Origin of the sequence: Serratia fonticola, from assembly GCF_001006005.1 — a bacterium.
Taxonomy (GTDB): Bacteria; Pseudomonadota; Gammaproteobacteria; order Enterobacterales; family Enterobacteriaceae; genus Chania; species Chania fonticola.
Genome location: NZ_CP011254.1, coordinates 2,886,941 through 2,912,772, shown reverse-complemented (window position 1 = coordinate 2,912,772; position 25,832 = coordinate 2,886,941). Strand labels below are relative to the sequence as shown.

Here is a 25,832-nt window from a genome sequence, read left to right as displayed (position 1 = left end):
GCGAACTCCGGCGGTAGTAATAGCCGATATAGGGCTATTGATTAAAACAGGCATAGAGCTCGACTTCACTCTCAATGCCAAGCTTGCCCATCATGTTGCGTTTATGTGCACTCACGGTCTTGACGCTGCGGGAAATCTTCTTCGCTATCTGCGAAATACTGAAGCCCTCTTGCAATAAGCTATAAACCTTTATTTCCGAGCGGGAAAAAGGTCTGGCATCGGCATTAGACAGACTAGCCCCTTGTTCACTACGCAGAGACGGACTGATAACAATCTTGCCAGCCAGAACCTGATCAACCTGATTAACTAGCTGACGAATATCTTCTGATAAAGCAATATAGGATGCCCCAGGCAGGTAACCCGGGCAACCCAGCACCTGTTTTCCTGGCACATCAGTCATAATCAGTAGCGGTTTATCCTGCCTGACCGATTGAACAAATGACAACAGCTTCGCCCCCATAGTGATATTTTCATTCAGGCCATAGAGCTCACTGACGATCAGATCGGCATCAGATAAATCATCATTAAATACCAAATCATAGATGGAGTGTGCCGGTACGATCTCAGCGTCGGGCAGTTTGCGCCTGAATAACTGATGCAAACCATGCCAGGTAACAATGCAGGGATGCATAATCATTATTTTTTTCATCGAGTCTCACCACTCAGTCCGTTTATCTTGGTTAAATAAACCAGCTTACCCGCCAGCAGGTAGAGCTCCTCATTGGTTGTCATCTGTAACTTTCTAATGATCGATTTCTTCTGCGTGCTGATGGTTCGTACATCTTTGCCGGTCACATTGGCGATAGCCGTGGCACTACGCCCGCGCAGTAAGGCCAGCGCAATCAATCTTTCCTGCTTACCTAATAAAGCCGCATTCTTGGGTGCTTTGTCAGTCTGATCGCTGCCTAGACATTGGGTGATTTGATAAAGGTTAACCGGATCGATCAATACCGTATCTACGCCGAAAGCGTGGAAAAGTTGCACCATCCAGGCCATATCATGCTGCAACCAGATCACTGAGTTGGTTTTATGATGATAACTGGCAATATCTGACAAAAAGGATAATAACGACAGATAGTCAGTGCCACGAGATAATGAGCTAAACAAGATCACATCAGGTTTAAATTCATAAACTTTCTTTTTGGCATCGGTCAATTTACTGACCCGGCAAAAACTTAACTCCGTGCTGCCCACGTCACCCAGTAACCGTTGCAGCCCGATCCAATTGATCCTGGATGGCTCGACAACCAGAATTCTTTTACGGCTTTCCGCTGTCGCATGCTCAGCTTGCTGATGATTTGCCTGCTGCATTTTTCCTCCTAAATAACCGTGTTTAGTGCCGTTCCCCCAGGCTTGAGACCTCGTTCAAACGCACATTCAAGGATACAAAAAGGTCACACCCACCACGGCCTTGACATTACCCGCCACTACCTGACCGGTAGTGCGTGCATAGTTGGCGGTCAAACCTAAACTGACTGCAGAACTACCGACGGTCCCCAGCGCGACGTTCCTGTTGGTCGGAATAGCGCCATTGCGGTTAGCAACCTGAATACCAATTCCCTGAGCTACCGGTGCAGAGGCAGTGTTGGCAAAAATCGTGGATGCGGCATCCGTGGTTGGCCCGGTCAGGTAATAGGCCAGGTTTTGATTCTTGGCGCAACGCACCGTCAACGGTATCGACACCGTTCCCGGATATTCTGGCAGATTCACGGTAACGTCGCGGGAAGAGACATCACAGCCACCGGTAGGGATCACCACGCTATTGCTGGCATAGATATTCCAAATATAGGAATGCGATTCCCCTACGTTATTGGTTTGGTGCATATTTAACACCGCAATCAAAGAACCACTGGTTATCGCCACGCCACCTGCAGTGCTGATAGGCGTGAGATAAAGCACGGCGGGCCATGGCGTCATAGTGGTGGTTCTATAGACCACGGACTTGGTTTCAGAGGTTGTCGGGAATGGGTAAGAAGTACCGTCATACACAAAGCTACCGGTGAAACTTGCCAATACGCCACCATAGGCCGAGCCTCTCTGCAGAGAAACGTAGTCTATTCTGTTCTCTGGAAAGTCATTACGGCAGGAGATCTGACGTGACAAATCAACGATCAGGTTTTGGCCCACCCCGATCTGCGGAGTCAAATCAACAAACACGTTGGCGCTGCCGCCGCCGATAGGGATGGTCGCCCCGGCCGCCGTTCGGCAAGCAAATGCATGGGCACTGGATGAATAGCCAATCAAGAGCGCAGCTGCACCGAGATATTTCAGAAATACGCGGATTAAGTCTTTCATATGTTCTTCATCATCAGGAATAGGTGTAAGTCACGTTGATCAGGGATTGAATCGAACCCTGCGTCACATTGCCGCTGGGCGTGATGGCCCTCACCTGCAAAACCAGGCTGGCCGCCAGCGATGCGTCATTCACCGCCACGACTTTGGTACTGCCGTTGGGCAGATTCCCCCCGTTGCTATCAGCCAGTTGCAACGCAATATTGCGGGCCGCGCCCTGATTGGCGTAATAGTTCCGGGTGCTATCGGCCGTGCCGGAAAAGGTCGCGGTTACCTTTGAGGTCCCAACCGGGCAGTTGGTAAGGTTCAACGTCACCGCATGCCATGGCGAAGTCGCACCTGCCGCCAGCAGGTTAAAGGTATACAAATCACCCAGTTCTACCGTGGTGGACACGGTGGATACCGTGCAGGGTTTTGCCACCACCTTGCCATTGATGGTGATGTTGACATCTGCCGCATGCGCCAGGGGGAGTACCATCATCAGTAACCACCCCGCGATCGGAACCAGCTTGCTCATGTTCATAGCCCTTTTCTCCGGTTACTGAAATTCCAGGGTGAAGTTTGCCGTCGCTCTAACCTGCCCGGCAGTCACCGGGGCACGAGTCGCCATCAGACGCGCATAGAAATACAGCGTATTGGATTGCCCGGCGGTGATGTTTGACCAGTTCAACCCACTCGAGATCTCATTGAGAGCAATGGCATTGCCGCTGTTATCGAGGATCTGTATGCCCATGCCGGCTGCCGCACCGGCCCCACTGTCGATTTTCAGCAAGGTCAGGTTGTCGCTGTCTGCCCCGCCGGTGAAACCCGTTTTCACCGCGATGGCTGAACCGCCGCATTTATCGAGCACGATGCTGAACGGCACCATCGGCGTCGTCGCCCCTACCCGATGCAGCTGCTTGGCCGCATTACTCATCAGATCCACCACAAAACTTTGCGACCCCGGCGCTATAGAGCAGGCATTGTCCTTAACGTAACCGTTAATGGCGATAGTGCTGTCCGCAGCCTGCGCTACCCTGGCGCTAAACAACGCCAGCAGACACAGGCTATAAAGTTGTATTCTCATTGCTCGCCTCTCCCGCCCGGCGTCATCGGCATACTGCCGTTAGATAGCTAAGTGCACGCTGCTGACTTTCCGGCGGCAGCTGGTAACTCGCTACGCACTGCCCGCCCGCACCCTCGCCCCATTTGGCTTTCACCTCGCCACTTGGCGGCAACCCGGTCAGATACACTTGCCCACCGTCGGCAACAATGCTGCCAGAGCGGCCATTATCGAAGGACACCACCGACCCGAATGGCAACGGTTGTCCGTTATAGGTCAGCGTCATCAGTACCTTCAGCCCGATATGGGTTTTAAAATCGGCCAGCACCACCGCGCCATGATTCGGCACCACGCTGACCACCGCGTCATCCAGCTCGACGTTGTTTGCCAGCGTATTGGGGTTCAGCGCTACGCGGTTTTCCCGGTAATCCATGGCAAACGGCAGTACGGCATACCCCCGCCAGTCGGTACGTATCCCGCTCTGGTTTTCCACCGACACGTTACCCGCCCCCGGCGCTTTGACCAGGATCAGGGTGTCGTTCAGCGGTTGGCTCAGGGTGATGCCATTTTCATGTGCCAGCACGCCGCCGCTCAGCCCGTAATACAGTTGGCTGGTACCGCTGCTGCGGCTGTAACCCACGTTGGCGTTGCCAGAAGCCCCTCGATAGTTCAGCGATGTGTTACCCGTCCCGCCTGAAGTACCCGTTCCGCCTCCGGCGTAACCGGCCTGCACGTTGTAACTCAGGTTGTTATCCTCCAGTAACGTGCCATACACCCCAGCCTGATTGGTCATCCTGCCGCTCAGATCGTCAGACATGCTGTAGCTGACGCTGGAGCGGTTGAAAGCGGACTGGCTGTCGGAACGCAGCCAATGGCTGAACGGGATGCTGATGTTGAAGGCCAGCATATTGTCGCGCCCGTCTTGCCAGGCGTTCTTGGTCAAGCTGTAGCTGAGGGTATAAGTGATATCCTCCAACGTACCGCTGTAACCAGCCTGCAGTTGTTCATCCGCCTTACCGACCCCCCAATAAGTCTGGTGGCTACCGGTCAGATAAAAGGTGCCATTGTCCCCAACCTGCTGAGTCACCGTCATCTGCAACCGCCCACGTTTGTTGTAGGCCAGATTGTAGTAATCGGTGAGTTTCGGAATGAGCTCGACGATACCTTCATCGGTTGACGCCTTGTAGCCGCTCATCTGGCGCCAGGTCGTGTCACCCAGCGCGTAATAGCCGCTGGTGGAATAGCGGTAGCCGAGCAGTTGCAGGTTGGTGCCCCACTCGTTTAATGCTTTGTTATAAAGGAAGCGCAGCGACTGCCCCTGATGGGTGCTGTCATCCGGCAAGGTGGCGCTAGCCTGAGTGATGTCCAACGACACGGCGCCGAAAATGCCCAGGTTTTTAGCCACTCCAAGGTTGAACGCACGATAGCGATCGGCAAGCTGGGTGCCACCAGACAGCGTCCAGCCGTCGGCCAGCCCCCACATCAGGGTGCCTTGGCCAAAGGTAGGTTTTTCTTGCTGATCGTTGCCGCTGCGATACTGCCCCACCATCACCGTATATCTCACCTGCCCTTGGCGCAGCAGCCCTGGAACCGACGTATAGGGCACGGTAAAGACCTGGGCCGTGCCGTCGGCTTCCTGAATGCTGACTTGTAAATCACCGCCACTGCCAGATCCAGACAGATCGTCGATGGTAAATGGGCCTGGCGGCACCGTGGTTTGGTACACCTCGAACCCATTCTGCTTGACCGTGACCCTGGCGGTGCCGCGGGCAATTCCGCGGATCACGGGAGCATACCCCCGCTGGCTGTCTGGCAACATATTGTCATCCGTCGCCACCTGTACGCCGCGGAAGTTTACGCCATCAAAAACGTCCCCTGAGGTATAGCCGTCACCCAACGTCAGGCGACTGCGCAGCAGCGCAATGTCCCGCTGCAAATAGGTATTGACGTGCTGCCAGCGGTTTTGATTAGAGCTCGATCCGCCGCCGCTGGTATAGCTCCAGGTCGTATTATCCCGCAGTCGCCAGGCTCCCAGATTCACGCCGCTTTGTAAGTTAAGGAAGGCGTAATTGCTGTTGCTCGACTGGCTGTTACGGACATTACTGCCGGTGAAGCTGTAATTGAGCAGCCCGGCAGTGATGCCGTTTTGCCACTGGTCAGGCGGGATATAACCACGGGCAGAGTTGCCCATGTAAGCCTGGGGAACACTGATAGACAGGCGCTGCCGCCCGACGTCAAAATCAGTGGAGGCTTCCTTGATCAGCGAGGTTAATGGTACGCAGGCTTCCGATGCCAAGATGGCCATTCCCGGGACCGCCTGGGTATTGACCCCCATGGTGGCCAGTTGGCTGCGAGTCAGGCAAGGCACCAAGGCCTTGTTATCGGTATCGGCCCGGAAAGAGACATCCCGGGTCGACATAAAACCGTCATTCATATAAATGTCGACACGGTAGATACCCGGAGGCGCCTCAAGTCCCTTTTCGAACCCAGACAGATCGGCTACCTTCGCCGGATCGTCGGCCAGAAAACGAGGGTTGAAGTAATTTTCCGCTCGAGCCGATGCATCGCCACATAGCGCCCACAGCATCACGGCCAAAGGCGTTAAAGTCAGCTTTAAGATGAGGGCACCCTGGTGGTTATCGTTTATCACTCTGCGACTTTCCGTGCCGTTTTTCAGGTATAGCATGATCCCTCCGGTTCGATACAGGTCGCCCGGCTGCCTGATTTATCTGGTTATAGCTTGATGAAGTGGGTGGCGGCTCCAGGCCTTACTGCATCACACCCTTGAATACCGGCGTTTGGGCACCGTAATCGTTGATCGTCCGATAGGAAATCGTGCTGCCTGCATCGGCGGGGAGCGCCACATTGGTCGATCCCATAGGCGACACCATAGTGTTTGCCAACTGCCGCGTGCCGGCGTTCAACTCGCTCAGCGTGATGAAATAGGGGGTAGGATTGACGATCGTCAACTCTTTGCCGCTACGTTTAAAGCGCAGTTGCTCCGGAGCCTTGTCTGGCGCAATACTCAGCCCATTGGGGCGATAAAACAGTTTGATACGGCTGGTAATAGCCAATTGCAGGGTGTTCTCATCCTGGCGTGATTTGTCCAGTGAGGGGATCGCTTTGACGTTAACCCAGAACAGGCTCTCCCGATCCTTCGGCAAGCTTTGATTCGTCGCATCAATAATGCGCAGCGTGTTCTCTTTTTTTCCCTGCATCAAATATAACGGTGGCGTAATAATCAACCGGCCATCTTTTTGGCCATCGGCGTTTTCTACCCAAGATTGGATCAGATAGGTGCTTTTCTCATCGTTATTGCTGACTCCCAAAGTCACCTGCTTCTGATCGGCAGGATAGATCACCCGGGTCGCGCCCAGGCCGACTCCGGCGTTTGCCATACCCACATGCCCCGCCGCCAACAGCAGCAGCGCGGACATCACCTTTCCAACCATAGAAATTGTTCTCACATTTACCTCGTCCATCAGGATCTGACTTCCATAACACTGCGTGGCCAAGGGCCAAGCATTCACAGCGCTATTACTATTCATCTTGCGGCCAAGGCCTACTGATAAGTCAGTGCGAACCAGGCCTGAGCATTAGCCAAACCATTGTTCACCGGCTGTCCGGTGGCGCGGTATTTCGCTACGAAATGCAGGATCACCGGCCCCTCTTGCAACGGTACCCAGTACCGCGGCGCGGTATTGAGTGGAATAAATCGGCCTCTGTCGTCAAACAGCGCCACGGCTACGCCAGAGGCGACACCTGGCCCGTCACCAACAGAAAGCACCTGCGGATTATTGCTGTCTGCCATGCCATGGAACATCACTCCCACGTTACGGCTGACCGCGGTAGTGCAGTTCTGCAGATGTAAATCAAAGGGGACTGGATCGGCCTCATCGCCAGGCATACGAAACCGATCGGTGGTGATATTCCCCATCGATACCGTCAAGTTGCGATCTCCGGCTTCCACCGAACAGGTTTCAGCGATCACTTCACCCTGAAAGCGCATCAGGCCACCGAGAGGTTGTTCCTCCCAACGATCGTCAGCAACAACCTTCCCCGCCAACAGCAGGGTTAGCAGGAGTCCCGCTCCCATTCTCCACATCGCACGCTCCTTGCCTCCGGTAGCTGAAAATCAGGCCTCCCTGGCCTGTAATCATCATCCCTGATAAGCTAATTCAGCTTACTGATACTGCACCTTGAAGGTCGCATCAGCGTTGGCAATACCGGCAGTGGCTACGCCGGTAGCGATATAACGAGCCTGGAATGGAACAGTAACGGTGCCATCAGAGAGCGTAGTAGCCGCACTGAAGGTAGCGCCATCAACCGCTAACGCAGTACCGGTGCGATCAAGGATCTGAACGCCGACGTTGGTTGCGTTACCCGCCGCAGAACCTTGCAGGGCCAGCGCGGTAGGATAGGTAGCGTTAACCGCTGTGCCGGTGAAAGCAACAGCTGCCTGGGTAGCAACGGTTGAATCACAATCATTCAGTTGGATGTTGAACCCGATAGTGGAGCTGACATCACCAGCGGCAGCCAGTGAAGTCGTTTTAACCTGCCCTAATTGCACAGTCTGGCCAATAGAACCGGCATCCACGGCACAAGCCGCATTAACAACTTCCCCTTTAAAATGAATAGGGCCACCGTTGACGGTAGTTGTAGCCGCATTAGCAACGCCAGCCAGAGAAAGAACTGCGGCAATACCAGCAACCAGTGATTTGATTTTCATACTATTTTCCTTTGAACACATAATGTTTCATAACCATGAAAAAGTGTGGAGGTCGATTCCCCTGGCGGGCAACCGCACAGACTTCATTTCTACTCACGGCCGGACCTCCCTATTCCGTTCAGTTTTCGCCAGCAACATGAGACATTTGGGGCTATTTTGTCGCACCCTATAAAAAAACGGTAAATACATCAATATCGAATCAATTGACTGTTTTTTCTTATTTTAACTTTAAAATAAGAAATTAAATGCTTTGCCATTACCAGGGGAGTGTGTTTTAAGGTGTTTTTGATTTTTGCAACAGCGGGCTGGCGCAATGGCCAAAATTTAGAGGGTGGAGAGAGCGATTTGCAGAGGTAAAAATATAACTCTATTTTTCAGTTAGATAGATCTCGATCAAGGAATATTCTAATACAGGGCATTGCAAATTCTTGTCTTTCGTTTAAGAATTAGGAACAGTTTAGCCCCAATTGTTCCATCTTGCGCCTGATTATTTACCAATAAATCCTTTATAACCAATCCGTTACGATCCCACATCCCGACAAAGCGCGCCGCGTTGCTTGCGGTATAGCGGACGGTATGCCTGATGTTACGATGCCCCAGATAATCCTGAATCAAGCGGGTATCAGTGCCCCTTTCCGCCAATTCATAGCCGCAGGCATGGCGCAGCATATGGGGATGCGTATGGGTAGCGGTGCCCGCCAATTCTCCAGCCTGACGGATAATGCGCCAGGCCTGACCGCGCGATAGCTGGGTACCACGCTGAGAGATAAAAACAATCTCTGGATCCACGGCAGGCTTCCACTGCGCCCTGACCTGGCTCCACTCCATAATCGCCTTGCATTCATCACTCATCAGAGGATGAACGGTAGAGAATCCATTCTTAAGCCGGCGTATATTTATCCGTCCTTCAATCATTTCCAGGTCGTGATAACGCAAGTTCAACAACTCGCTGATACGAAACCCGTGGCGGAAGGCAAGCAGGATCAGGCAACTGTCCCGTACCCCGGTCTGTTTATTCCGGGCAGCACTCATCAGGTTGTTAACTTCGGTGAGAGTGAGAAATTTACGTTGTGCCACAAAAACTCCTATTGCAATTATGCTGGATATTACTCGCTCAAGAATTAATAAAATCTGTCGCTGACAGATTGTTTAAAGCATAGCCTATTGTGATGAAGGATTACCAAATAAAAAATAGCATTAAGCACCAGACGACTAAAACTGAAAACACGACAAGACCCTAAAAATTTGAAGGTTTATTTCACATAACCTACAACTATAAGATTTATCTCACCAAAAGTGCGTTTTGTAAGCAAAGCCAGGGTAGGCCTGCCGCCTATCGCCAAAGCAAGGATTTTTCCTAATAACTCCGCTAGACAGTAATTAGCCAAATAGAATTTTAAATTTTGTAATCAGATGAAAATGCCGTCACGCTATTTTGCTAATCAATTGTTGACCCTATTATTTTTAACCGGCCAGAATGTCACATGTCCTTAGCGGTAATACATTCGCTAATGACGTGCATCCAGTTTATTGATTGGGAAGTTCAGATAAAGGAAAGGCAGACAAGCGGTAATAAAAACCACCCGCCAGGCGAACGTGAAACAGGTCGGAAATGGCTGGGGATGTCAGCCTACAAAACTCAGGCTGACGTCTTCAGGAGAGAACGTTAAAGAATATCCACATTAATCACTGCCGAGCCGCGGAAAGCCCCCCCCGCCAGATTACCGTTAGCCTTCAATACCGAAGAGATGGGTATGGCCATCGTTTGGTTGGCCGCGATCTTTTCCAGGGTGCCAACATTAGCTGGCTGGTCACGCACAAGCACATCCGCCGTCAGTGAACCATCCGTACGCAGTTTGATACCGCTAGAAGTGTAGCCGACCAGCGTGACTTTAACCGTGGCGCTGGCAGTGCATTTAACGTACAAGTCCGAGCTTTTTTTCAATCCCGGTACGCTATCGGCCTGAATATCCCCATAGCTGATGTCTACCGAAGTGCCAACCAGTGAACAGGCGGGGCCTGGCGGTGGCTGAGGTTTCCAGCCATCACCGGTTCCGCTGTTATGTTCAAGAGAAACGTTCATAGTCGGACCATCAGCAGGACGTTTGCCAACTTCTTGACCCAGTCCGAAGAAATTTAATTCATTGGCTTGCAATGTAAACGTGATAGGGAGGACTTTTGCCAAAACTTCACTACAGTTTCCGCTTGCTACCCCCGGCGCGGAGGCAATCATTCGTTGGTACATCCCCGTGGTGGTACTCAATATCGCGTAAAAGTAAACTGTCTTGCCGGTTTTACACAACGTGGTGTAGCCACCGATACCATCAGGCTGGGCACTAATGGTCTGTTGCTTTGGCCCCGTCCAGCTCACATCGATTCCGGCGGTGTAACCATATAGAGGCATCAGCAAACCAGCAACCAGCACGGTTTTTTTGAGTAGTGCTGTTCCTATTAACGTCATTATTAGTTCCTTATTGCTCTGCGCTGCTGCTCATTAGCCCCTTCACAGAGGCCAAGCGGCGTCAGCCCTTAGTCATAGGTCAATGCAAAGGTCATGCTGGCACTGAAAGGGCCGCGGTTAATGGTTCGGTTGGTAATCGCGTCTGGCTCGCCTTGCACATAGGCCATCATGCGCAGATAGTTGTCCCCTGTTGCTAACGGGTAGCGATGAGTGCCTAACTGGTTCAATGGCACTGAATTGCCATTTTCTGTCTCAACACCAATACCGATGCCCGACGCCTGGCTGGAGGCATCCAGCGCCAGTAATCCCGGCAAGGCAGGGTTTTCCACCCCGGTGAAGGTGACCTGAACCGATTTGCCCAACGTCTGATCGCAGTTGCTCAAGTGCAGTTTGAACTCCCTACTGCTGGTTCTTTGATTGTGATACAAGTGTTTGTCAATCACCGTGCCAAAATCCAGTTGGATGGTTTCTTCACCCGGTGGGATGATGCAAGGTTCCGCCACCAGCGTGCCGTGCAAGCGCATCTTTGCCGCCTGAACGCCCTGGCTCAGCGCTAGCAGAGCGACGGTGGCACAGAGAGATCTCAGTATTTGCCGCATATCAGCTCCTTATTGGTAATCCGCAAGCAGCGTCGCCGTGACTTCAAATACCCCTTCAGTCAGCTCGGTGCCCGGTTTTTTAACCGGCACGGCTTCCAACATCGGTGGATTTTGTGGGTCAATAGAGATAGGCGTACCGAGCTCAAACGGCTCGCCGTTCTGGTAAATTTTGATGCCCAGATTGGCAATGTTGGTCTGTAGCGTTGCCGGCTCAAAGGTGGCACCAGGGCCGATCAGCGTCAGCACCATGCTCCAGGCGGATCCCGCCGAACAGTCCAATATGTAATCAACCTGCCTGCGGTGCTTCACCCCATCCACGCTATTGACGCCGATCCGGTCAAAAGGCACGTCGAGGTCTTTGCCGTTGTTCACCTGGCACGGGGGTGGCTCAATCAACGTACCGCTAAAGCCCATATTTTCTGCCGCTTGCAACGGGCTTATGGCCAGCAGAGCAAACGATAGCAATAGTGACATCCCTGCAACCGATCTCATTCCTTTCTCCCGTTTCACTGGTAGTCGACCACCATCGTGGCTACCGACGTAAAGTAGCCAGCGGTGAGAGTGCCCCCTGGACGCTTCACTAAGGTGGCAAACAATGCAGGCTGATTTGGCAGCGTGAAATTCAGCCAGCTATTCACCGGCATTGCCTGGCCGTCATTCGACAAGGCGATCCCCAGATCGCCTTTCGAGGTTTGCAGAGCGCCGGCAAAACCGGCGTCTATGCCCAGGATCTGCATTTTTAACGCGTTGGTATTACCTGCCGAGCATTCCAACGTGTAAGGCACCGGCTGGCGGTAGTTGATACCATCAACCCGGGTCGTCAACACCTCGTTGGTGAAATCCACCATGATGGTTTGATCCCCGTTAATCACGCAGGGCGGCGGCAGTAAAATGTTGCCCGAGATAGTCAGGTTGGACGTCGCAGCAACGGCTGATGACATGCCCACAACCAGTATCAAACCTGCAAGTCCCGTCGACGTTTTCCACGGCATAGTTCACCTCTGTTGCGCGTAGGCTATGAGTTACGTTTGCCAGGTTCTGCCTGACAGGTATCACCCGCACAGCGGAAAATAAGTTCTGGGCGGCCGCCGAAGTCATTCACGTAAGTCAGCACCGGCGAACTACCTAAAGCACTGACGCTGGCGCTTAGCGTTGCATTGGATTTAGGCGGCACCATCAACGGAACAAACCCTTTTGCGCTCTGGCCACCTTTAGTGGTGCTAGCCTCAACGATGGTGATGTAATACGGCGTCGGGTTATTGATCACATAGCGATCGCCTTGGCGCGTCAGCGTCATTTTTTCCTGCCACGGCGTACTCATCTGTTCCTTGGTCGGTTCAATCGCCTGTGGGCGGTAGAACAGTTTAATGCGTGTTTGCAACGCAATTTGCAGCGTGTTCGGCTTGTCGCTGCGCGGTGGAATTTCACGTATGTTGAAATAAAACAGCGATTCACGATCCTGTGGTAATTGCTGCAAAGCAGGCAGCCCCTGCACTTTCACCTGGCTTTTAGCACCAGACTCAATGCGCTGCACCGGAGGCAGAACGATCAGCGGGCTGGTGATCTTATTGCCCTGTTCATCCTCAATCCACCCCTGAGCCAGATAAGGCAGGTGTTTGTTTTCATTGCTGACGTTCATGCTGACAGACTTGCTGGAAGCGTTATAAATCACTCGGGTACGATCCAGGGCAATCGCCGCATTAGCCTGTGAGGTAAAGATGGCCAGCAGCAATGCGCCAGCGGTTAATAAATGTGTGGTCGTTAATTTCATCAGTCTTTTTCCGTTCAGCTTCTGTTTTCCGTTTCCGGATTTTCCCCTGCGGCAATGGGCCGGCAAGGCAGCAGTAAATTCTGTGTCCCGTGTTGTGGGATATGCGTTGGCAGCGTTATTTCGCACTGGGTGATGCCATTCCAATTGGTGGTCATCTTGGCGCCGGGCTGAATACCACTCAGGTAAACGCTGCCGTCATCGTTGACAATGCCGACGTCCCGTTTCTTGCTATTTTGTACTGTGGCACCGAAAGGCGGTGATGACCCATCAGCCAAACGAACTACCGCCATCGCTTTTTCACCGGCAACTACTTCAAAACGCCGCAAACCAATCGCCCCTTCGGTCAATGTCGCCTGCTGCACCGAGCTGAGCGCTTCGGTCTTGTCGTCCAGTGCGTTCAGATCGATGCTGACCTGGTTGCGGTAGTAGCTGTTGAGATCGGACACCACAGCTTTACCAAAGCGGTTGGATAAGGTGGTGGCACCATAGCCGCGCACAGGAACGCCTGCGACCCCGTCGGTATCCAGTAAAATGCGCGTTCCGCCTGGCATGCCAATCCGATGCATTGCCACGCCCTCCCCGGTCGCCGTCACCCCACCTTGCAGCATCAGGCCCAGAGAACTGGATCGCCCTGCTTGATAACCCGCATTGGCACTCACTTGCGCGTCGTTGCCCAAGTGGGTGTAGTAACCGCTGGCAACCGCGCCTTGGCGAGCAGCGCCTGCACTGATCTGATAGGAGTCGGCGTCATTCACACGGCCGAAATAACCCACCTGGTGAGTATTTTCATTGCGATCCCATGACCCGCTATAGGTGATGGAACTGGAGTGACCCCAGGGAATGGTGATCGCCAGATACATGCCGTCGTCGTTAGCGCCGTTAAATTTGTTGCGATAGGCGGTCAACGAGAGGTTAAGATCCTTGAACTTGCCCAGATCGAAGTATCTCGCCAACGACAGGTTGTAATGATCGTTGGCACTGTCGTTCCAATAGGTCTGGTGGCTGTAGTTGATAAACGTGCTCAGACCCAGCTCGACAAACTGCTTATTGAACGTAACGGTGTACATCTCCTTGCTGCTCTGGGTGCGGTAACCGGTAGTCCGAGCGTCCAAAAATTCGCTCATGTTCATAAAGTTGCGTTCGGAGAAGCGATAGCCCGCGAACGTCACCTGGCTGTCATAATCGTCAAAACGTTTGGAATAGCTGAGGCGGTAAGAGTTACCAAACAGCGAGCTCTCCTGCGGCAAATTAGCCCGGGATTGGGTGACATCGAACGACAGTGCGCCCAGCATCATCAGATCGCGGCCAACCCCCAACGCCAACGCGTTATAGTCGTCGCTCCCTACGCCGCCACCGTACAGTGACCAGCCGTTGCTAACCCCCCAGGAGAACTCGCCGGTGGAGAACAGTGGCCCGCTGACGTTGTGTTTCCAATCGCTTGGCCGGCCTGCCGCGAGTTTATAGCGCAACGAACCTGGACGGGTCAGATAAGGGATGCTGGCGGTGTTCACGGTGAACTCCTGCACGCTGCCATCCTGCTCCTCAACGCGAACCTGCAGTTGGCCGGAAACCGCATCATTCAAATCCTGAATGCGGTACGGGCCTGGCGCGACCTGCGTTTCATACAACACCCGGCCCTGCTGGCTAATGGTCACCTTGGCATTACTTTTGGCGACGCCACTCACTTCCGGGGCATAGCCGCGTAAGTTAGGTGGCAGCATGTTGTCATCGGTATTGAGCGTAACGCCGGTGAAACGGAAGCTGTCGAAAATATCTGAATTGAGGAAGTTTTCCCCGAGCGTCAGGCGGGCAAGCAGCTTGGGCAAGGCGCGATAAGCGTAATAACGGCTCCAATCCAGGCTATTCTCGCCGTTGCTGCCAGACTGATTGCGCATCTGCAACTGCCAATCCGCGCGCAGACGCCAAGGGCCAAAGTTAGCCCCGGTGGTCCCATTACCACTCAGGCTATAGGCCTGATCCTGGTGCTGTTGGCGCGTGGTCAGGAAATTCAGGTTATAGTCAAACAACGCACCGGTAATGCCGTTATCCCAACGGGAAGGCGGATCCCAATTCTCAGAACTGTATTCAAGATAGGCTTGTGGCACGCTGAGCAGCAGGGACGACGTCGCCAGGTCGCCCTGAACCGTCAATCCTGGGATGCTTTGCAGATCGATACATTGCCCATCGTCTTCCCAGACAATGTCCTTGAGCACGCTGTCTCTCAGGCCAAATAGCTCGATCAGTTCAGGCGTCAGGCAAGGTTCGCTGCTTTTAGGGTCTGCTTTAGATGGCGCGAAGGTGATTGAACGCTCCGCTATTTGCTGCCGGTTGAGAAACACCGCCATGGTGTAAGTCCCTGGCATAATATAGCCGCCACGGGAGAAATGACTGAGATCGAGATTTTCCCGATCTTTAATATCCAACACATCGGTATTGAACTGAATATCATCTGCGGCATGCGTAAGATAAACCGGGCTTCCCAGCGATAAAGCAATACAGACCCACAATCCGCGCAGCCGGAAAGTAGAATTCGCAACAGGTTTGGCCATCGATAAAAATTCCGTTTATCAGTAATAATCCATTTTGAAACGCACGGTGGAACGGTACTCACCGGCTCGCAGTATTTGGTGATTCGGCAACAGGTTAACGGTGTATTGCAGCAGCTTATCTCCGGAGCTTAACTCTGCCAGGGGCATAGCTACGCCGGGTAATGCAATGTTGCCTGATTGGTCTTTGATCTGTAGCCCAACGCCTCGGGCTTCGCCTTCAATACCCAGTAAGGCGCCATCCTTCAAACCATCAAAGGTAACGCGGAATGCCTGCCAATCGGGCATTGTGGGATCGAAGCGTGGCAAGGTGCAGTTAATTAAGCGAATGACAAAAGGTTTAGCGATACCTTGCCCATCATGAGCAATCTGTGACGCAGGAACGGTGATCATCTCAATCACTTGCTCACGGCTGCTCATCTCGATGGCGCAGGCAGTTTCAATAATGCTGCCTTCCATGACGACACGGCCTCGTCCCAAAAACGTATCCGCCGTTGCGGTTACGCAAAACAGAGCGCTGAGCAGGCAGCTCGCCACGATATATTCCATTTTGTTCACGCTGTTAATTCCCTTCGACACCATGACCTTAAGAATAAACATGCGGGTTTCCCCGCATGTGTGACCGCTTGACCGGTTAAAACTTACTGATAAGCCAGGGTAAAGGTAGTAGTGGTGCTGAAGTCGCCTGGGACGATTTCTGAAGCAGTTTTACCGTCTGCACCCATGTCGCCCTGCAGGTAAGCAGAGAAGTTCAGGATGTTGGTTTGATCCTGGATGCCCTGTGGAGCAGTTGCCTGGCCCAGTTTGATCAGTGTGCCGCTACCGTCGGTGATAGCCAGGCTAGCGCCACGAGCAGTACCGGTGATGCCCAGCAGATCGGCGTTACCCGCAGAAGTTGGACCTGTGAAGGTGGTGGTTACCGTTTTAAGGGTAGATGCATCACAGTTTTCCAGGTGGATGTAGAAGTTTTCAGGGGTAGATTTACCGCCGTCTTTCAACGCCACGTTAGCGATCTGGCCCATTGGGATACGCTGGTTGTCATCGCCTGGGGCGATAGAGCAAGGTGCATCAATGATGGAACCGTAGAATTCGATTGTGCCATGGCCCGCGTCCTTTGGTGCAGCATTGGCAGCAGAAACAAAACCCAAAGCGATTGCGGCAACCATGAATTTGTTCAGTTTCATATTTCTATTCCTTTATTAAATAATTGATATAAACGACTAATAACCATCCATGTCAGACATGGTCTGGGGACTGCAAAAAAACATGAAGCGCCCGCCCCATCATCCAATGGGCGACGTGCTTCATTTTTATACTTCGGCACTCAAGATAGGTTATAACGGTCAGCCTTCTACGCTGGTACCGTAATAGACCCGCAAGGTCTTATATAAGCCTATTTTATTGGTACAGCCAATTTTCTTCATAACGGACACACGATGACTGCTGACCGTTTTAATATTAATTCCTAAAATCGCACCGATCATTTTTGGCGTATAACCGCGAAAAAGATAATAGCAAATCCGTTTTTCTCTGTTGCTTAACGCAGCCAAGGTCCCTTTAGGGATAAACTTGTCGCGTTTTGCCCATGTTGTATTTGGTGAATCGGCAATCTGTGTCAGTAGAGCATTAGAACACTCATTGGCTGCAATAAAAACAACCCGGTCTCTGTAGCGTTGCTCAATGCTTAGCGACAATATATTCAATAACGCAGTACTGGCAATCACCACCATCAACGTTCGGCTTTTCTTTTCACGTATCATTTCGCTAATCAGCATTGCACTGCGTGCCGAACCATCCGATATCGAATGTTCAAAGACAACATGACTATGCTGTTGCTGCAACTTAAGCAAGCTGCATCTGATACCTTGTAAAAAGTAGCTATTATTGCTGGAGATATGGAACGAAATCTCAGTTATATCTTCACTATGAAAATCGAAATTATATTCGTTCACACCGTACCCGTCGTCCATAACGCTACCAAACTTATCGCCAAATCCATGTCGGCTATCGTACATCTGCTTCCCGCCACTATCGCTGAAAAGTTGGATGCATGTTAGCGATCGACGCCAAAATGCCATAATCAATTTATATCAACTTGTGAAATTTCATTTAAGTAATATAAAAAATGCAATAAAATCATTGCCATGCGAAAAATTTCACTTAAGATCAACCAACCTTAAGAAGATGCCTAGAGCGATATATTTGAGCATTAATCGACATTAATCAATTTACTAATCAGAAAAATCTTGCTAAGTTTTATAACGCAAGACCAGGAGCAGCCTGGATCCTGGCAGCTCAGCGGTGATGCATTAGTAATCAACAAGAAAAATCTCATTTAATAAACTGTATGCTGTCCGTTATTTTTTGTTTTAATAACGCTCGTGATTTTGAACAAGGAAGTGAAAGGAATGACTAGTAACTGTAGCGGTTATTATTATCTCATCGGTGACAGCGTTGAGTTTTGGCCTGAGGAAAACTTGCTTTACTCTCGTGTCAACGGTGAGAAAATCACGCTATTTATCGCAGCCTCACGCTGCCTTCAGCTCTTATTAAGCCAACAAGGTGAACTGGTTCCACAGCGGGATCTGTTTGAAGCCGGATGGCAAAAAAATGGTTTAGAGGTGTCTAACAATACCTTTTACCAAAACATCCTTATGTTACGTAAAGGATTAAAGCTTGCCGGCTATGAGCAAGCAGTGATAAAAACAGTGCCCCGCCAGGGCCTTACCATCCCCTCAATGGTTCCGGTTGCCAGAATAATACCGGACACGAGTACAGCCTCTGCCGAAGAAATACCTAGCGTAGAGGAAAACCAACCGCCAACACCCAGCAAAGTGGATAAAAAAGCATCCTCTCGGCCTCGCTATGTGTGGGCAATATTGCTTAGTCTCTCTTTTGGTGTCGGTATTGCGCTGTTAGCTGCATGGAATAGCTCAGAGAACAAGAATTTCTTCTCTACTTTTAACTTCGTAGGGAATATAGAGCAGTGTTCTGTCTATCTCCACAGCGGCCAGACATCGTTGCAGTCCTACATGCAATTTATTGCGCAGAACAACTTCACCTGCAAAAAACAGGAGGTTGTCTACTTTACCGCCAACCCATTGGTTCCACGAGCCTCAGTTATTCGCTGCGAATGGCCATTTGCTTCAGGGACCAAGAATCTCTGTATTTCTGAATATTATCTGGAGTGGCAGCATAATGAATAAGCCTCAACTGTTCGGCGTATTTACACTACTCTCTTTGTTGTTCCTGTTGCTCGCGCTGGGGGCATACCGCCTCTATAGCCAATATCAGCAAACACATTTTAACTGCGAAGCCATGCTGCTGGTTCACAAAGATGATGCGGAGCTGGCCCTCATGGTTAACTTTATCTTCCAGGGTGATAACGGCATCGCCAACCTAAAGGGCACCCTTAAGCAGGGCGACAAGACCACCAGCGTCAGCAGAAAAAGCTATTTTGATTTCAATCAGATGAAACAAGTTTATCATCTTAAGTCAATTTCAGCGGTGACCACACCGGCCGACAACAGTGACAGCAAAGATCTCGCCCGTTACCTCCCTCTGTTTTACCTGGAACCGGGGCTGAAGTTCGACTTCACCGCTTACCCCGCATCTAAAGAAGGGTATGTTTTCTCTACCGGGCAGGTGCCATCATTTTACTGTGCACGTAAGTGAAATACTGCGATGGGGATGGTAAGGCTGCGAATGGCCCACCCGGATACCCTGACGCATCAACCACAGTTCTAGAGCGGTCCAACTGCCCGTCGTGTCGCCTCAGGGCGACCCGTTATCCATGCTTATTCTCTCCGGGAAGCTATAACGTTGGAACACCGCTATCAACTAGGACTGCAGGGTGAACTGTCGTTCGTCTGGGCAATGCGCCAGACAGAGCGAGAAGCGTGAATGATCATCCAGCAAGGTCAGCAGATGGCAATCCCTTAACCGGCTTCAACAGCGTTTGTTGAATAAACGTTCAATGAGGTGTTCGCCAAACGAATGGCAAAAAATAGCAGATGCAATGGAGAAGAAAAGACGTGAATTATTTTTACAGATCCTGACGGCCGTTATGAATAACGAGTTACAGGATAAATCTCCCCGCCGATATCCGGGATTCACACTGGACGAGTAATGTGATAGGAATACATCCATGATGGCTGAGTAATTCACTATAGCCTCACTGGTGGTTGGATTCGAGGTCTATTGTGTCTTCGAGCATGTTAGTGGATCAAGCAAGACAACTAAATCCAAATTAACTCCTTGATAGATCCAAGATAGCTGGATACCCTATGCTGTCAAATATTATTGTCGAAAGCCACGGCTGGACATCACTTACAAACTCCTTATCCTCAATGCAGCAAAAGTTTTTTTTATGCACCTCATATAATTATCCCATCCGTTAGACATTCAGATAACTCTGTCCAGTTCTGCTGGCAGAGTGGGATCTCGGCAGGTATCATTCCATCAGAAAATATCACGCACCATGTGAAAAATATCATTTAAAATTTCACCTATTTTTACAAATAAACCACTTCAACTTAGATTGCGTGTTTCTACGTGACCTTCGTGACCTTCGTGACCTTCGTGACCTTCGTGACCTTCGTGACCTTCGTGATTGAATAGCACTTCCTTTCACTTTGTTATAATGCAAATAAAGTGAACCAACTGTAATTAATAACAAAATACAAATAACCACTACCTCTTTCATCTCCTCCTCCATTTAACCTAAAAATATTTTTATTAACTTTTAATTTCGTTCATTTTTTTAGCTTGCTAGAAGGAAATAATGGGCCGGCAGGAGTGAAGTACCGACCACTTCCTCGGAGGATCGCTTAACATCAAATGACTATTTATTCTATCAATCAACATTTGCCGTATCACACATGTTAGCTACTCAGATAACATGGGAAACTAGTGCAGTAAATGTAGTTAAATGGGCACTGTTGCAAATAGCTGCTTAGAGTAAATTTTTCTGCAATTTAAAGATCTTAGAGGTTGAATACATAGTTCACCACACGCTCTGGGCGATGGTCATAGTACCAAGATTATAACGTGGGCATCACCTCTATCCCTTTGATTGTAGAGTAAGCCATCTTCATGGATTTGAATCCCGCATCGGATTTGTTATCCGCTTCAGCTTACCGTGATCACATTCGATCACGTTGTTAAGGTTTTTCACCTGCCGATGCTCAACGCCAAATGGACACTTGCCCTCACGTTTCAGCAGCGCCAGTGCTCTGTCATAGGTCGGTACCTTATCTGTAATGAAGCATCGCGACTATTCCCCATCTCTTAGGTTACTCAGCATTTTCTTCAAAAATCGTTGAGCCGCCTTGGTATTGAGGCAAGGGGAAAGATAAAAATCGATAGTCCGGCCATAGCTGTCTACTGCACGGCGCAGATAAACCCATTTACAACTGATTTTGACGAAGGTTTCATCCATATGCTAGGGGGCGTAGGTTGGTTGGTTGACGCCAATACCAGCGCAGGTGTTTTTCCATTTCAGGTGTATAGCGCTGAACTCAACGATAAATCGTAGTGTGAACGATATTAACGCCGCGTTCAGCCAACATTTCCTGGAGTTCGCGAAAACTGATGCCATATTTGCGGTACCAGCGAACAGCCAAAAGGATAATATCGGCCATGGAAAGGGTTCATGTGCTGCTCCTTCTGCAAAAAAGAGAGCTCAGTTTATCAACATTTGATATTTGCAACAGTACCTTCTTTTATGCTCTCTGATAATTTCTATTTATAGAGTCACCGCCAAGATCATGAATCTGGCAGTGACATCAATAATTATATTCCAAGTATCTTACATAACAAAAAACTTACTGAACATCAACGATAATTGTCGAGCTACCTGAGATCGTTCCAGCTGTCGGATTCGTTGCTTGTAACGTGGAAGAGATTGTTATGGCCTTCGGTATTGATTTCGTCACACTGATCGTCGAAGGCGTTGCACTACCGTTAACCTGAAGCTCTGACTTAATGCCATTCCCTACGTTGATATCTTGGTTAAGGATACGAAAACCAATGGTCGCGGCCCTAGAACAGGTGACGGTAGCGTTTATTGTAGAGCTGTATCCGTTAACTTCTGCGGCATTTATCGTGCCATGAGCAATGGTATTAGGACCGACGATATCACAGGTGGTTGGAGTCGAAGTCTGTTGTGTCTTTGCGCATGTTTGTGGATCAACCACAGCATATGCTGGTTGATTAGGAGCACTATATCCTCTTGTTCTCCCCACACCCATGCACGTATCAAAGTAAGTATAGATGGTTTTGCCTACCTCGCTTGGGCCGTATGAATATACGGTCTTAGTACCCGATGAACCAAAGGTTTGTGCAAAGCGAGCCGCCAAGGCTGGCCATGTATCACCAGAGTTAATTGCGATGGATAGTTCACTATCGGGTATAGAGAACCAGTCAGATGCGCCGTCTGGGACAGTCTCGTTCAGTTTCACAACAGGACCATAATAACGGTACCCTGCAGCATAGGGATCCGAGGTAACGGGATACCCCATGCTGTCAGATATGCCTGTCCACGATATAATCGAGGTTCCCCTGGTACCCGCCACAGGGGATGGGGTAGACGATGCGGATGTGACGATGATCCGGTTAAGGGCAAACGACTGCGAAGCCATACACATAAGCATGGCACATGCGAGAAGGTGATAGATTTTTTTAGTCATGTCAAAGGTCATTAATAATAAATAAAAATCTGGAGTAGAATGCCACCACGCCATACGCAATGTGCCCTACCCATAATTGCCAACGCGTCTCATATGCCATTGGCCATACCTGCGCTGGGTGAAAGTTGGGTTTGGAGACAGACTGAAGACATTTCCGTCAGCAGCCTGTCTACTACTGGTATTCCAGCGCAAAGGTCGCCGTTGCCGTAAACGCACCCTCTACTATTCCTTGGTTGGCTTTGGCCGCAGGTTCTGCCTGCACGTAGGCCTGCAACGCAATCACCATGTTGCCCTGCGTCAGCGGCGTGGTGGAGCCCTGGACATTGAGTGGTAACGCCTGGCCAGCCCCCGTTTCCATCCCCACCGCCACTCCGCGGGCCACGCTGGCAGCATCCAGCGCCAACAGCCCTGGCAATGCCGTGCTCTCGGTGCCCATAAACGTCAGCTTCACTCCCGTTGCCACCGCCGTATCACAGTCATCCAGATGCAATGAGAACGTCTGGCTTGGGCTGCGCGTATTGGTGTAAAGGAACTTGTTAACCAACGTGCCAAAATTCAGCTCTATCGCCTCATCACCCGGGCGCAGGGTGCAGGGCGCATTCACCAGCGCGCCTCTGAATTCCACGTTCTCGACCGCCTGTGCCGGTGCGCAGAATAAAAACGGGCAGGTCAATAGCAGGGCCAGACCGATCCGTGGTAACGCTTGCCATTGCTTCATGAAACGGCTCCTATTGATATTCGGCCAGCAGCGTGGCTCGGGCAGTAAATGCTCCCGGGCTCGGTGGCTGCGCTGGATCGGCCACTGGCACTGCGGTCAGTACCGGGGGGGACTGCATGTCAACATCCGAAAAATACGAGGTATGCCAAGGAAACGGTACTCCATCACCCAGCAGAATACGAATACCCAACCCCGTCAGATTGGTTTGAATAGCCGCGTAGTCAAAACTGCTCGGGGCCCCCTTAAAACTCAACCTGACTACCCCTGCCGCACTGCAATCAATCTGGTAAGGTATCGGCTTGCTGTAGCGCATCCCGTCTAGATTGCGGATCACCAGATTGTCGCCAAAATCCACTTCGATCGGAGCACCGTTATTGATAGTACAAGGCAGTGCTTCCACCAGGCCGCCCTGAAAGTTCACCTGTACCGCCTTTGCTGGCTGTACCAGCATACCCAGCAACATTGCCAGAGAAATTGTTTTACCCGTCATTGTTCATCCCTCACTGATAGTCCACCAACAGCGTGGTGGCTGCGGTAAAGGTTCCCCCGCTCAGGGTGCTGTCCGTAGCCTTGACCGGGGTTGCCGTCAGTACAGGGCGAGCCGGGTTGGTAAAATTCAGCCAGGTGTTCATCGGTAATTTGACGCCGTCACTGCGCAACTCCAGGCCTAAATTGGTTATGCTGGTACCGAGCACGCTGGCATCAAAACCTGCGCCACCGCCCTGAAATTGCAGTTTCAGCGTTGCGGAGGTTGCGCCAGTACAGTCCAGCGTATAAGCGATGGGCTGTTCGTAATTAACCCCATTTATCCGCCCGGCCAGCATATCGGTGTCAAAATCCACTGCAATATCGCTGTTGCTGTTGATCACGCATGGCGGTGGCACCACCAAGGTACCGGTGAACTTGACGTCCACGGCCTGCGCCGGCAACGCGCTACCTAGAGCGATCGTCAGGGCCAGGACAGGCCATAGCGCTGTTAGCTGTTTCATAGCACCTCCACCAGCAGCGTTGCCGTGCTATTGAACACCCCACCCGGCAGAATAGTCCCAGGCCGTTTCACCGGCACAGCACTGATGGCAGGCGGCGTGGCCGAATAGGCAAAGGTAAACCACTCATCCATAGCCAGCACGCTACTGTCTGGTTTCAAAAGCTGGATCCCCAGATCGGGAAAGTTGGTCGCCAATACGCCCGTGCCAAAGTCAGTGCTCGTCCCCTGGAACCGCAACCGCAGACTCGACGGGTTGCCAACGCAGGTCAGGGTAAACGGCACCGGCGTGGTATAGTTGTTGCCATCAATGCTGGTTGTCTGCAAGGCACTGCCAAACTTCACATCGATCGCGGTATTGGCATTCAGAGTGCAAGCCGGGGCAGTGATTACCGTACCGGTGATACTGACCGTCAATACGTTACTAGCCTGTGCCGGGGCACAGCACAACACCAGGCCGCCGAGTACACCACTCAATGCCCGCAGTGGAAATTTATTCATAGCTTAGCCTGACGTTGACATGGGCCAGATACGCGCCCGCTTGTAGCGGTGCCCCGGTGCGCTCCGGCGCGATATAGTAGGTCAGCACATTGCTGCCCGGTGTCAGTAGCTGCGGTTGTCCTGCCAACCCCGGCACGACGTCACGGCGGGAGGCATCCGTCAGGCGCAGCCCCATACCGCCCACACCGCGCGCCAGGAAAAGATTGGGTTCGTAGTTATCCTGCACGCCGGTAAAGGTCAACGACACCGCAGGCTGGTTGGTGCTCCAGGTCAGGTTACCCTGCTGGTCACGATTGTTGGCCGCGCTGCGCAGGCAGTCTTGCAAACGCAGTTGTACCGCCACCGCCGTGCCGCGATCGCCCACGTGTTGCAGGCGACCCGTTCCCACATCCCCCAACTCGACCGACTGGTCGGCACTGCTCATCTCCAGGCGGCAGGCGCTTTCGGTCAGCGCTCCCGACACGCGCAGCACACCGTGCTCACCGTCAATCAACCCCGTAGCGGCCTGCGCCACGGGAGAAAGCAGGGCAGCCAGTACCATGCCGCTCAGGACGGAATACTTTGCCGTCTTGCCGGGCAGTCTTCTCTTTTCCATGATTGTTTTCCTTGTTCTTCCTTCACGGTTCATGCCCGCAGGGCACCGCCCATCACCCCACTGATGCCGGGTGATTATTTGTCGCGCTTGCTTTCATCCACCTGGCAGTTGCTGCCACTGCATTTGAAAGTCAGCGCCGGTTGACCGCCGTAGTCATTGACATACACCAGCACCGGGGTCGCCCCTAACGCCGCCGCACTGCCGCCCAGCTTGACGCTGCCCTTTGGTGGCACCATCAGCGGTTCAAAACCTTTCACCACTTCGCTTTCTTTCCTGGCGCTGGCACCAATCAACGTCACAAAATACGGCGTTGGGTTGTTGACGGTATATTGGTCACCCTGTTTGCTCAGCGTCAGTTGCTCCTGATACGGCGTCGCCTGTTGCTTGGCCGCCGCTTCGGCTAGTGCAGCCGGGCGATAGAACATCTTGATGCGCGTTTGCAGCGCTATCTGCAATACGTTCGACTTGTCGCTTTTCGGCGGGATTTCCCGCAGGTTGAAGAAGAACAGCGATTCGCGATCCTGTGGCAACATGTTGGCTCCCGGCGTTGCCTGGATTTTTACCTGGGTCTGTCCCTTGGGTTCGACACGCTGTACCGGTGGCAGCACGGTAAACGCACTGTTCCCTTCCAGCTTGGTGCCATGGGCATCCTCCAGCCACCCTTGAGCCAGGTATGGCAGTTCCGGGTTCTGGTTGCGCACGGTCAGGCTCACTGACTTCTCATTCCCCGGGAACACCACGCGGGTCCGATCCAGCGAAATGGCCGCCTGCGCAGAGGGAACCAATGTGGCTACTGCGACTCCTGCCAACAGGCTCATCACAAAAAATCTTTTCATCATCATTACCTATACTCTTCCTATCGGACGCCATCTCGGCAGGCTTAAAAACCTGCGGACGATGACGC

28 protein-coding genes and 2 pseudogenes are annotated in these 25,832 nt (G+C 51.6%); 2 read left to right on the top strand and 28 right to left on the bottom strand.

Features of this window, described 5'->3' with window-relative positions; translation table 11 throughout:
* Positions 1-34: 34 nt before the first annotated feature.
* From WN53_RS12970 to WN53_RS12880, 19 genes are all read right to left on the bottom strand, one after another.
* Positions 35-649, bottom strand: a complete 615-nt coding sequence (locus tag WN53_RS12970) for a helix-turn-helix domain-containing protein (RefSeq protein ID WP_046808072.1) — start codon at positions 647-649, stop codon at positions 35-37.
* Positions 646-1,311: a response regulator transcription factor gene (locus WN53_RS12965; RefSeq protein WP_024484139.1), complete on the bottom strand. Its 666-nt coding sequence runs from the start codon at positions 1,309-1,311 to the stop codon at positions 646-648. Before WN53_RS12965 ends, WN53_RS12970 begins: the two co-directional genes overlap by 4 nt.
* Before the next feature lie 66 nt (positions 1,312-1,377).
* The gene (locus WN53_RS12960) at positions 1,378-2,295 is read right to left on the bottom strand and encodes a fimbrial protein (protein ID WP_024484138.1); all 918 of its coding nucleotides are present in this window, start codon (positions 2,293-2,295) and stop codon (positions 1,378-1,380) included.
* A gap of 13 nt (positions 2,296-2,308) precedes the next feature.
* A complete protein-coding gene (gene fimG, locus WN53_RS12955; RefSeq protein ID WP_037411783.1) occupies positions 2,309-2,815 on the bottom strand; it encodes a type 1 fimbrial minor subunit FimG in 507 nt (168 codons plus the stop codon).
* 15 nt (positions 2,816-2,830) lie between these two features.
* Positions 2,831-3,358 carry a type 1 fimbrial adaptor subunit FimF gene (fimF, locus tag WN53_RS12950; protein WP_024484136.1) on the bottom strand — a complete coding sequence of 176 codons (528 nt, stop codon included), beginning with the start codon at positions 3,356-3,358 and terminating at the stop codon, positions 2,831-2,833.
* 22 nt (positions 3,359-3,380) lie between these two features.
* Positions 3,381-6,020, bottom strand: coding sequence for a fimbrial biogenesis usher protein (locus WN53_RS12945; protein ID WP_024484135.1), 2,640 nt, complete (start codon positions 6,018-6,020; stop codon positions 3,381-3,383).
* 82 nt (positions 6,021-6,102) lie between these two features.
* Positions 6,103-6,771, bottom strand: a complete 669-nt coding sequence (locus tag WN53_RS12940) for a fimbria/pilus periplasmic chaperone (protein ID WP_376778829.1) — start codon at positions 6,769-6,771, stop codon at positions 6,103-6,105.
* A gap of 125 nt (positions 6,772-6,896) precedes the next feature.
* A complete protein-coding gene (locus WN53_RS12935; RefSeq protein ID WP_024484133.1) occupies positions 6,897-7,439 on the bottom strand; it encodes a fimbrial protein in 543 nt (180 codons plus the stop codon).
* A gap of 78 nt (positions 7,440-7,517) precedes the next feature.
* A complete protein-coding gene (gene fimA, locus WN53_RS12930; protein ID WP_024484132.1) occupies positions 7,518-8,063 on the bottom strand; it encodes a type 1 fimbrial major subunit FimA in 546 nt (181 codons plus the stop codon).
* Between the two features lie 405 nt (positions 8,064-8,468).
* A complete protein-coding gene (locus WN53_RS12925; protein ID WP_024484131.1) occupies positions 8,469-9,140 on the bottom strand; it encodes a tyrosine-type DNA invertase in 672 nt (223 codons plus the stop codon).
* Between the two features lie 589 nt (positions 9,141-9,729).
* Positions 9,730-10,524 (bottom strand): MrpH family fimbial adhesin, encoded by a 795-nt coding sequence (locus WN53_RS12920; protein WP_024484130.1) that lies wholly within the window; start codon positions 10,522-10,524, stop codon positions 9,730-9,732.
* A 68-nt stretch (positions 10,525-10,592) separates the two neighbouring features.
* Complete coding sequence (locus tag WN53_RS12915; protein WP_024484129.1) at positions 10,593-11,123, bottom strand: fimbrial protein; 531 nt, start codon at positions 11,121-11,123, stop codon at positions 10,593-10,595.
* 9 nt (positions 11,124-11,132) lie between these two features.
* Positions 11,133-11,615 (bottom strand): fimbrial protein, encoded by a 483-nt coding sequence (locus tag WN53_RS12910; protein WP_024484128.1) that lies wholly within the window; start codon positions 11,613-11,615, stop codon positions 11,133-11,135.
* A gap of 14 nt (positions 11,616-11,629) precedes the next feature.
* On the bottom strand, positions 11,630-12,064 hold the full coding sequence (locus tag WN53_RS12905; RefSeq protein WP_024530424.1) for a fimbrial protein: 435 nt from the start codon (positions 12,062-12,064) through the stop codon (positions 11,630-11,632).
* Positions 12,065-12,138: 74 nt separating this feature from the next.
* A complete protein-coding gene (locus WN53_RS12900; protein WP_024484126.1) occupies positions 12,139-12,894 on the bottom strand; it encodes a fimbria/pilus periplasmic chaperone in 756 nt (251 codons plus the stop codon).
* Positions 12,895-12,908: 14 nt separating this feature from the next.
* Positions 12,909-15,443, bottom strand: coding sequence for an outer membrane usher protein (locus WN53_RS12895; protein ID WP_024484125.1), 2,535 nt, complete (start codon positions 15,441-15,443; stop codon positions 12,909-12,911).
* A gap of 18 nt (positions 15,444-15,461) precedes the next feature.
* The gene (locus tag WN53_RS12890; RefSeq protein ID WP_024484124.1) at positions 15,462-16,040 is read right to left on the bottom strand and encodes a fimbrial protein; all 579 of its coding nucleotides are present in this window, start codon (positions 16,038-16,040) and stop codon (positions 15,462-15,464) included.
* A gap of 41 nt (positions 16,041-16,081) precedes the next feature.
* A complete protein-coding gene (locus tag WN53_RS12885; protein ID WP_024484123.1) occupies positions 16,082-16,624 on the bottom strand; it encodes a fimbrial protein in 543 nt (180 codons plus the stop codon).
* A gap of 159 nt (positions 16,625-16,783) precedes the next feature.
* On the bottom strand, positions 16,784-17,455 hold the full coding sequence (locus WN53_RS12880) for a helix-turn-helix transcriptional regulator (protein WP_024484122.1): 672 nt from the start codon (positions 17,453-17,455) through the stop codon (positions 16,784-16,786).
* A 393-nt stretch (positions 17,456-17,848) separates the two neighbouring features.
* On the opposite strand from WN53_RS12880, the gene WN53_RS26850 reads away from it, so the two are divergent.
* Both WN53_RS26850 and WN53_RS12870 read left to right on the top strand, forming a co-directional pair.
* A complete protein-coding gene (locus WN53_RS26850; protein WP_024484121.1) occupies positions 17,849-18,646 on the top strand; it encodes a winged helix-turn-helix domain-containing protein in 798 nt (265 codons plus the stop codon).
* Entirely contained in the window at positions 18,639-19,115 is a 477-nt protein-coding gene (locus WN53_RS12870; RefSeq protein WP_024484120.1) for a hypothetical protein, read from the top strand. The genes WN53_RS26850 and WN53_RS12870 overlap by 8 nt, the downstream gene beginning before the upstream one ends.
* Positions 19,116-19,127: 12 nt before the next feature.
* Here the strand turns inward: WN53_RS12870 and WN53_RS28160 are convergent.
* The 9 genes and pseudogenes from WN53_RS28160 to WN53_RS12835 form a co-directional block, all read right to left on the bottom strand.
* Positions 19,128-19,373 (bottom strand): annotated as a pseudogene (locus WN53_RS28160) (DDE-type integrase/transposase/recombinase); the annotation flags it as partial.
* A 1,109-nt stretch (positions 19,374-20,482) separates the two neighbouring features.
* A pseudogene (locus tag WN53_RS27890) lies at positions 20,483-21,082 on the bottom strand (IS6 family transposase).
* Positions 21,083-21,265: 183 nt separating this feature from the next.
* The gene (locus tag WN53_RS28660; protein WP_141131194.1) at positions 21,266-22,183 is read right to left on the bottom strand and encodes an MrpH family fimbial adhesin; all 918 of its coding nucleotides are present in this window, start codon (positions 22,181-22,183) and stop codon (positions 21,266-21,268) included.
* A 118-nt stretch (positions 22,184-22,301) separates the two neighbouring features.
* Complete coding sequence (locus WN53_RS12860; RefSeq protein ID WP_024484119.1) at positions 22,302-22,847, bottom strand: fimbrial protein; 546 nt, start codon at positions 22,845-22,847, stop codon at positions 22,302-22,304.
* A 10-nt stretch (positions 22,848-22,857) separates the two neighbouring features.
* The gene (locus tag WN53_RS12855; RefSeq protein ID WP_024484118.1) at positions 22,858-23,337 is read right to left on the bottom strand and encodes a fimbrial protein; all 480 of its coding nucleotides are present in this window, start codon (positions 23,335-23,337) and stop codon (positions 22,858-22,860) included.
* A gap of 10 nt (positions 23,338-23,347) precedes the next feature.
* Positions 23,348-23,836: a fimbrial protein gene (locus WN53_RS12850; protein ID WP_024484117.1), complete on the bottom strand. Its 489-nt coding sequence runs from the start codon at positions 23,834-23,836 to the stop codon at positions 23,348-23,350.
* Positions 23,833-24,333, bottom strand: a complete 501-nt coding sequence (locus WN53_RS12845; protein ID WP_037411776.1) for a fimbrial protein — start codon at positions 24,331-24,333, stop codon at positions 23,833-23,835. The genes WN53_RS12850 and WN53_RS12845 overlap by 4 nt, the downstream gene beginning before the upstream one ends.
* Positions 24,326-24,928, bottom strand: coding sequence for a fimbrial protein (locus WN53_RS12840; RefSeq protein WP_024484115.1), 603 nt, complete (start codon positions 24,926-24,928; stop codon positions 24,326-24,328). Before WN53_RS12840 ends, WN53_RS12845 begins: the two co-directional genes overlap by 8 nt.
* A 74-nt stretch (positions 24,929-25,002) precedes the next feature.
* Positions 25,003-25,764, bottom strand: a complete 762-nt coding sequence (locus WN53_RS12835; protein WP_024484114.1) for a fimbria/pilus periplasmic chaperone — start codon at positions 25,762-25,764, stop codon at positions 25,003-25,005.
* Between the last annotated feature and the right edge of the window lie 68 nt (positions 25,765-25,832).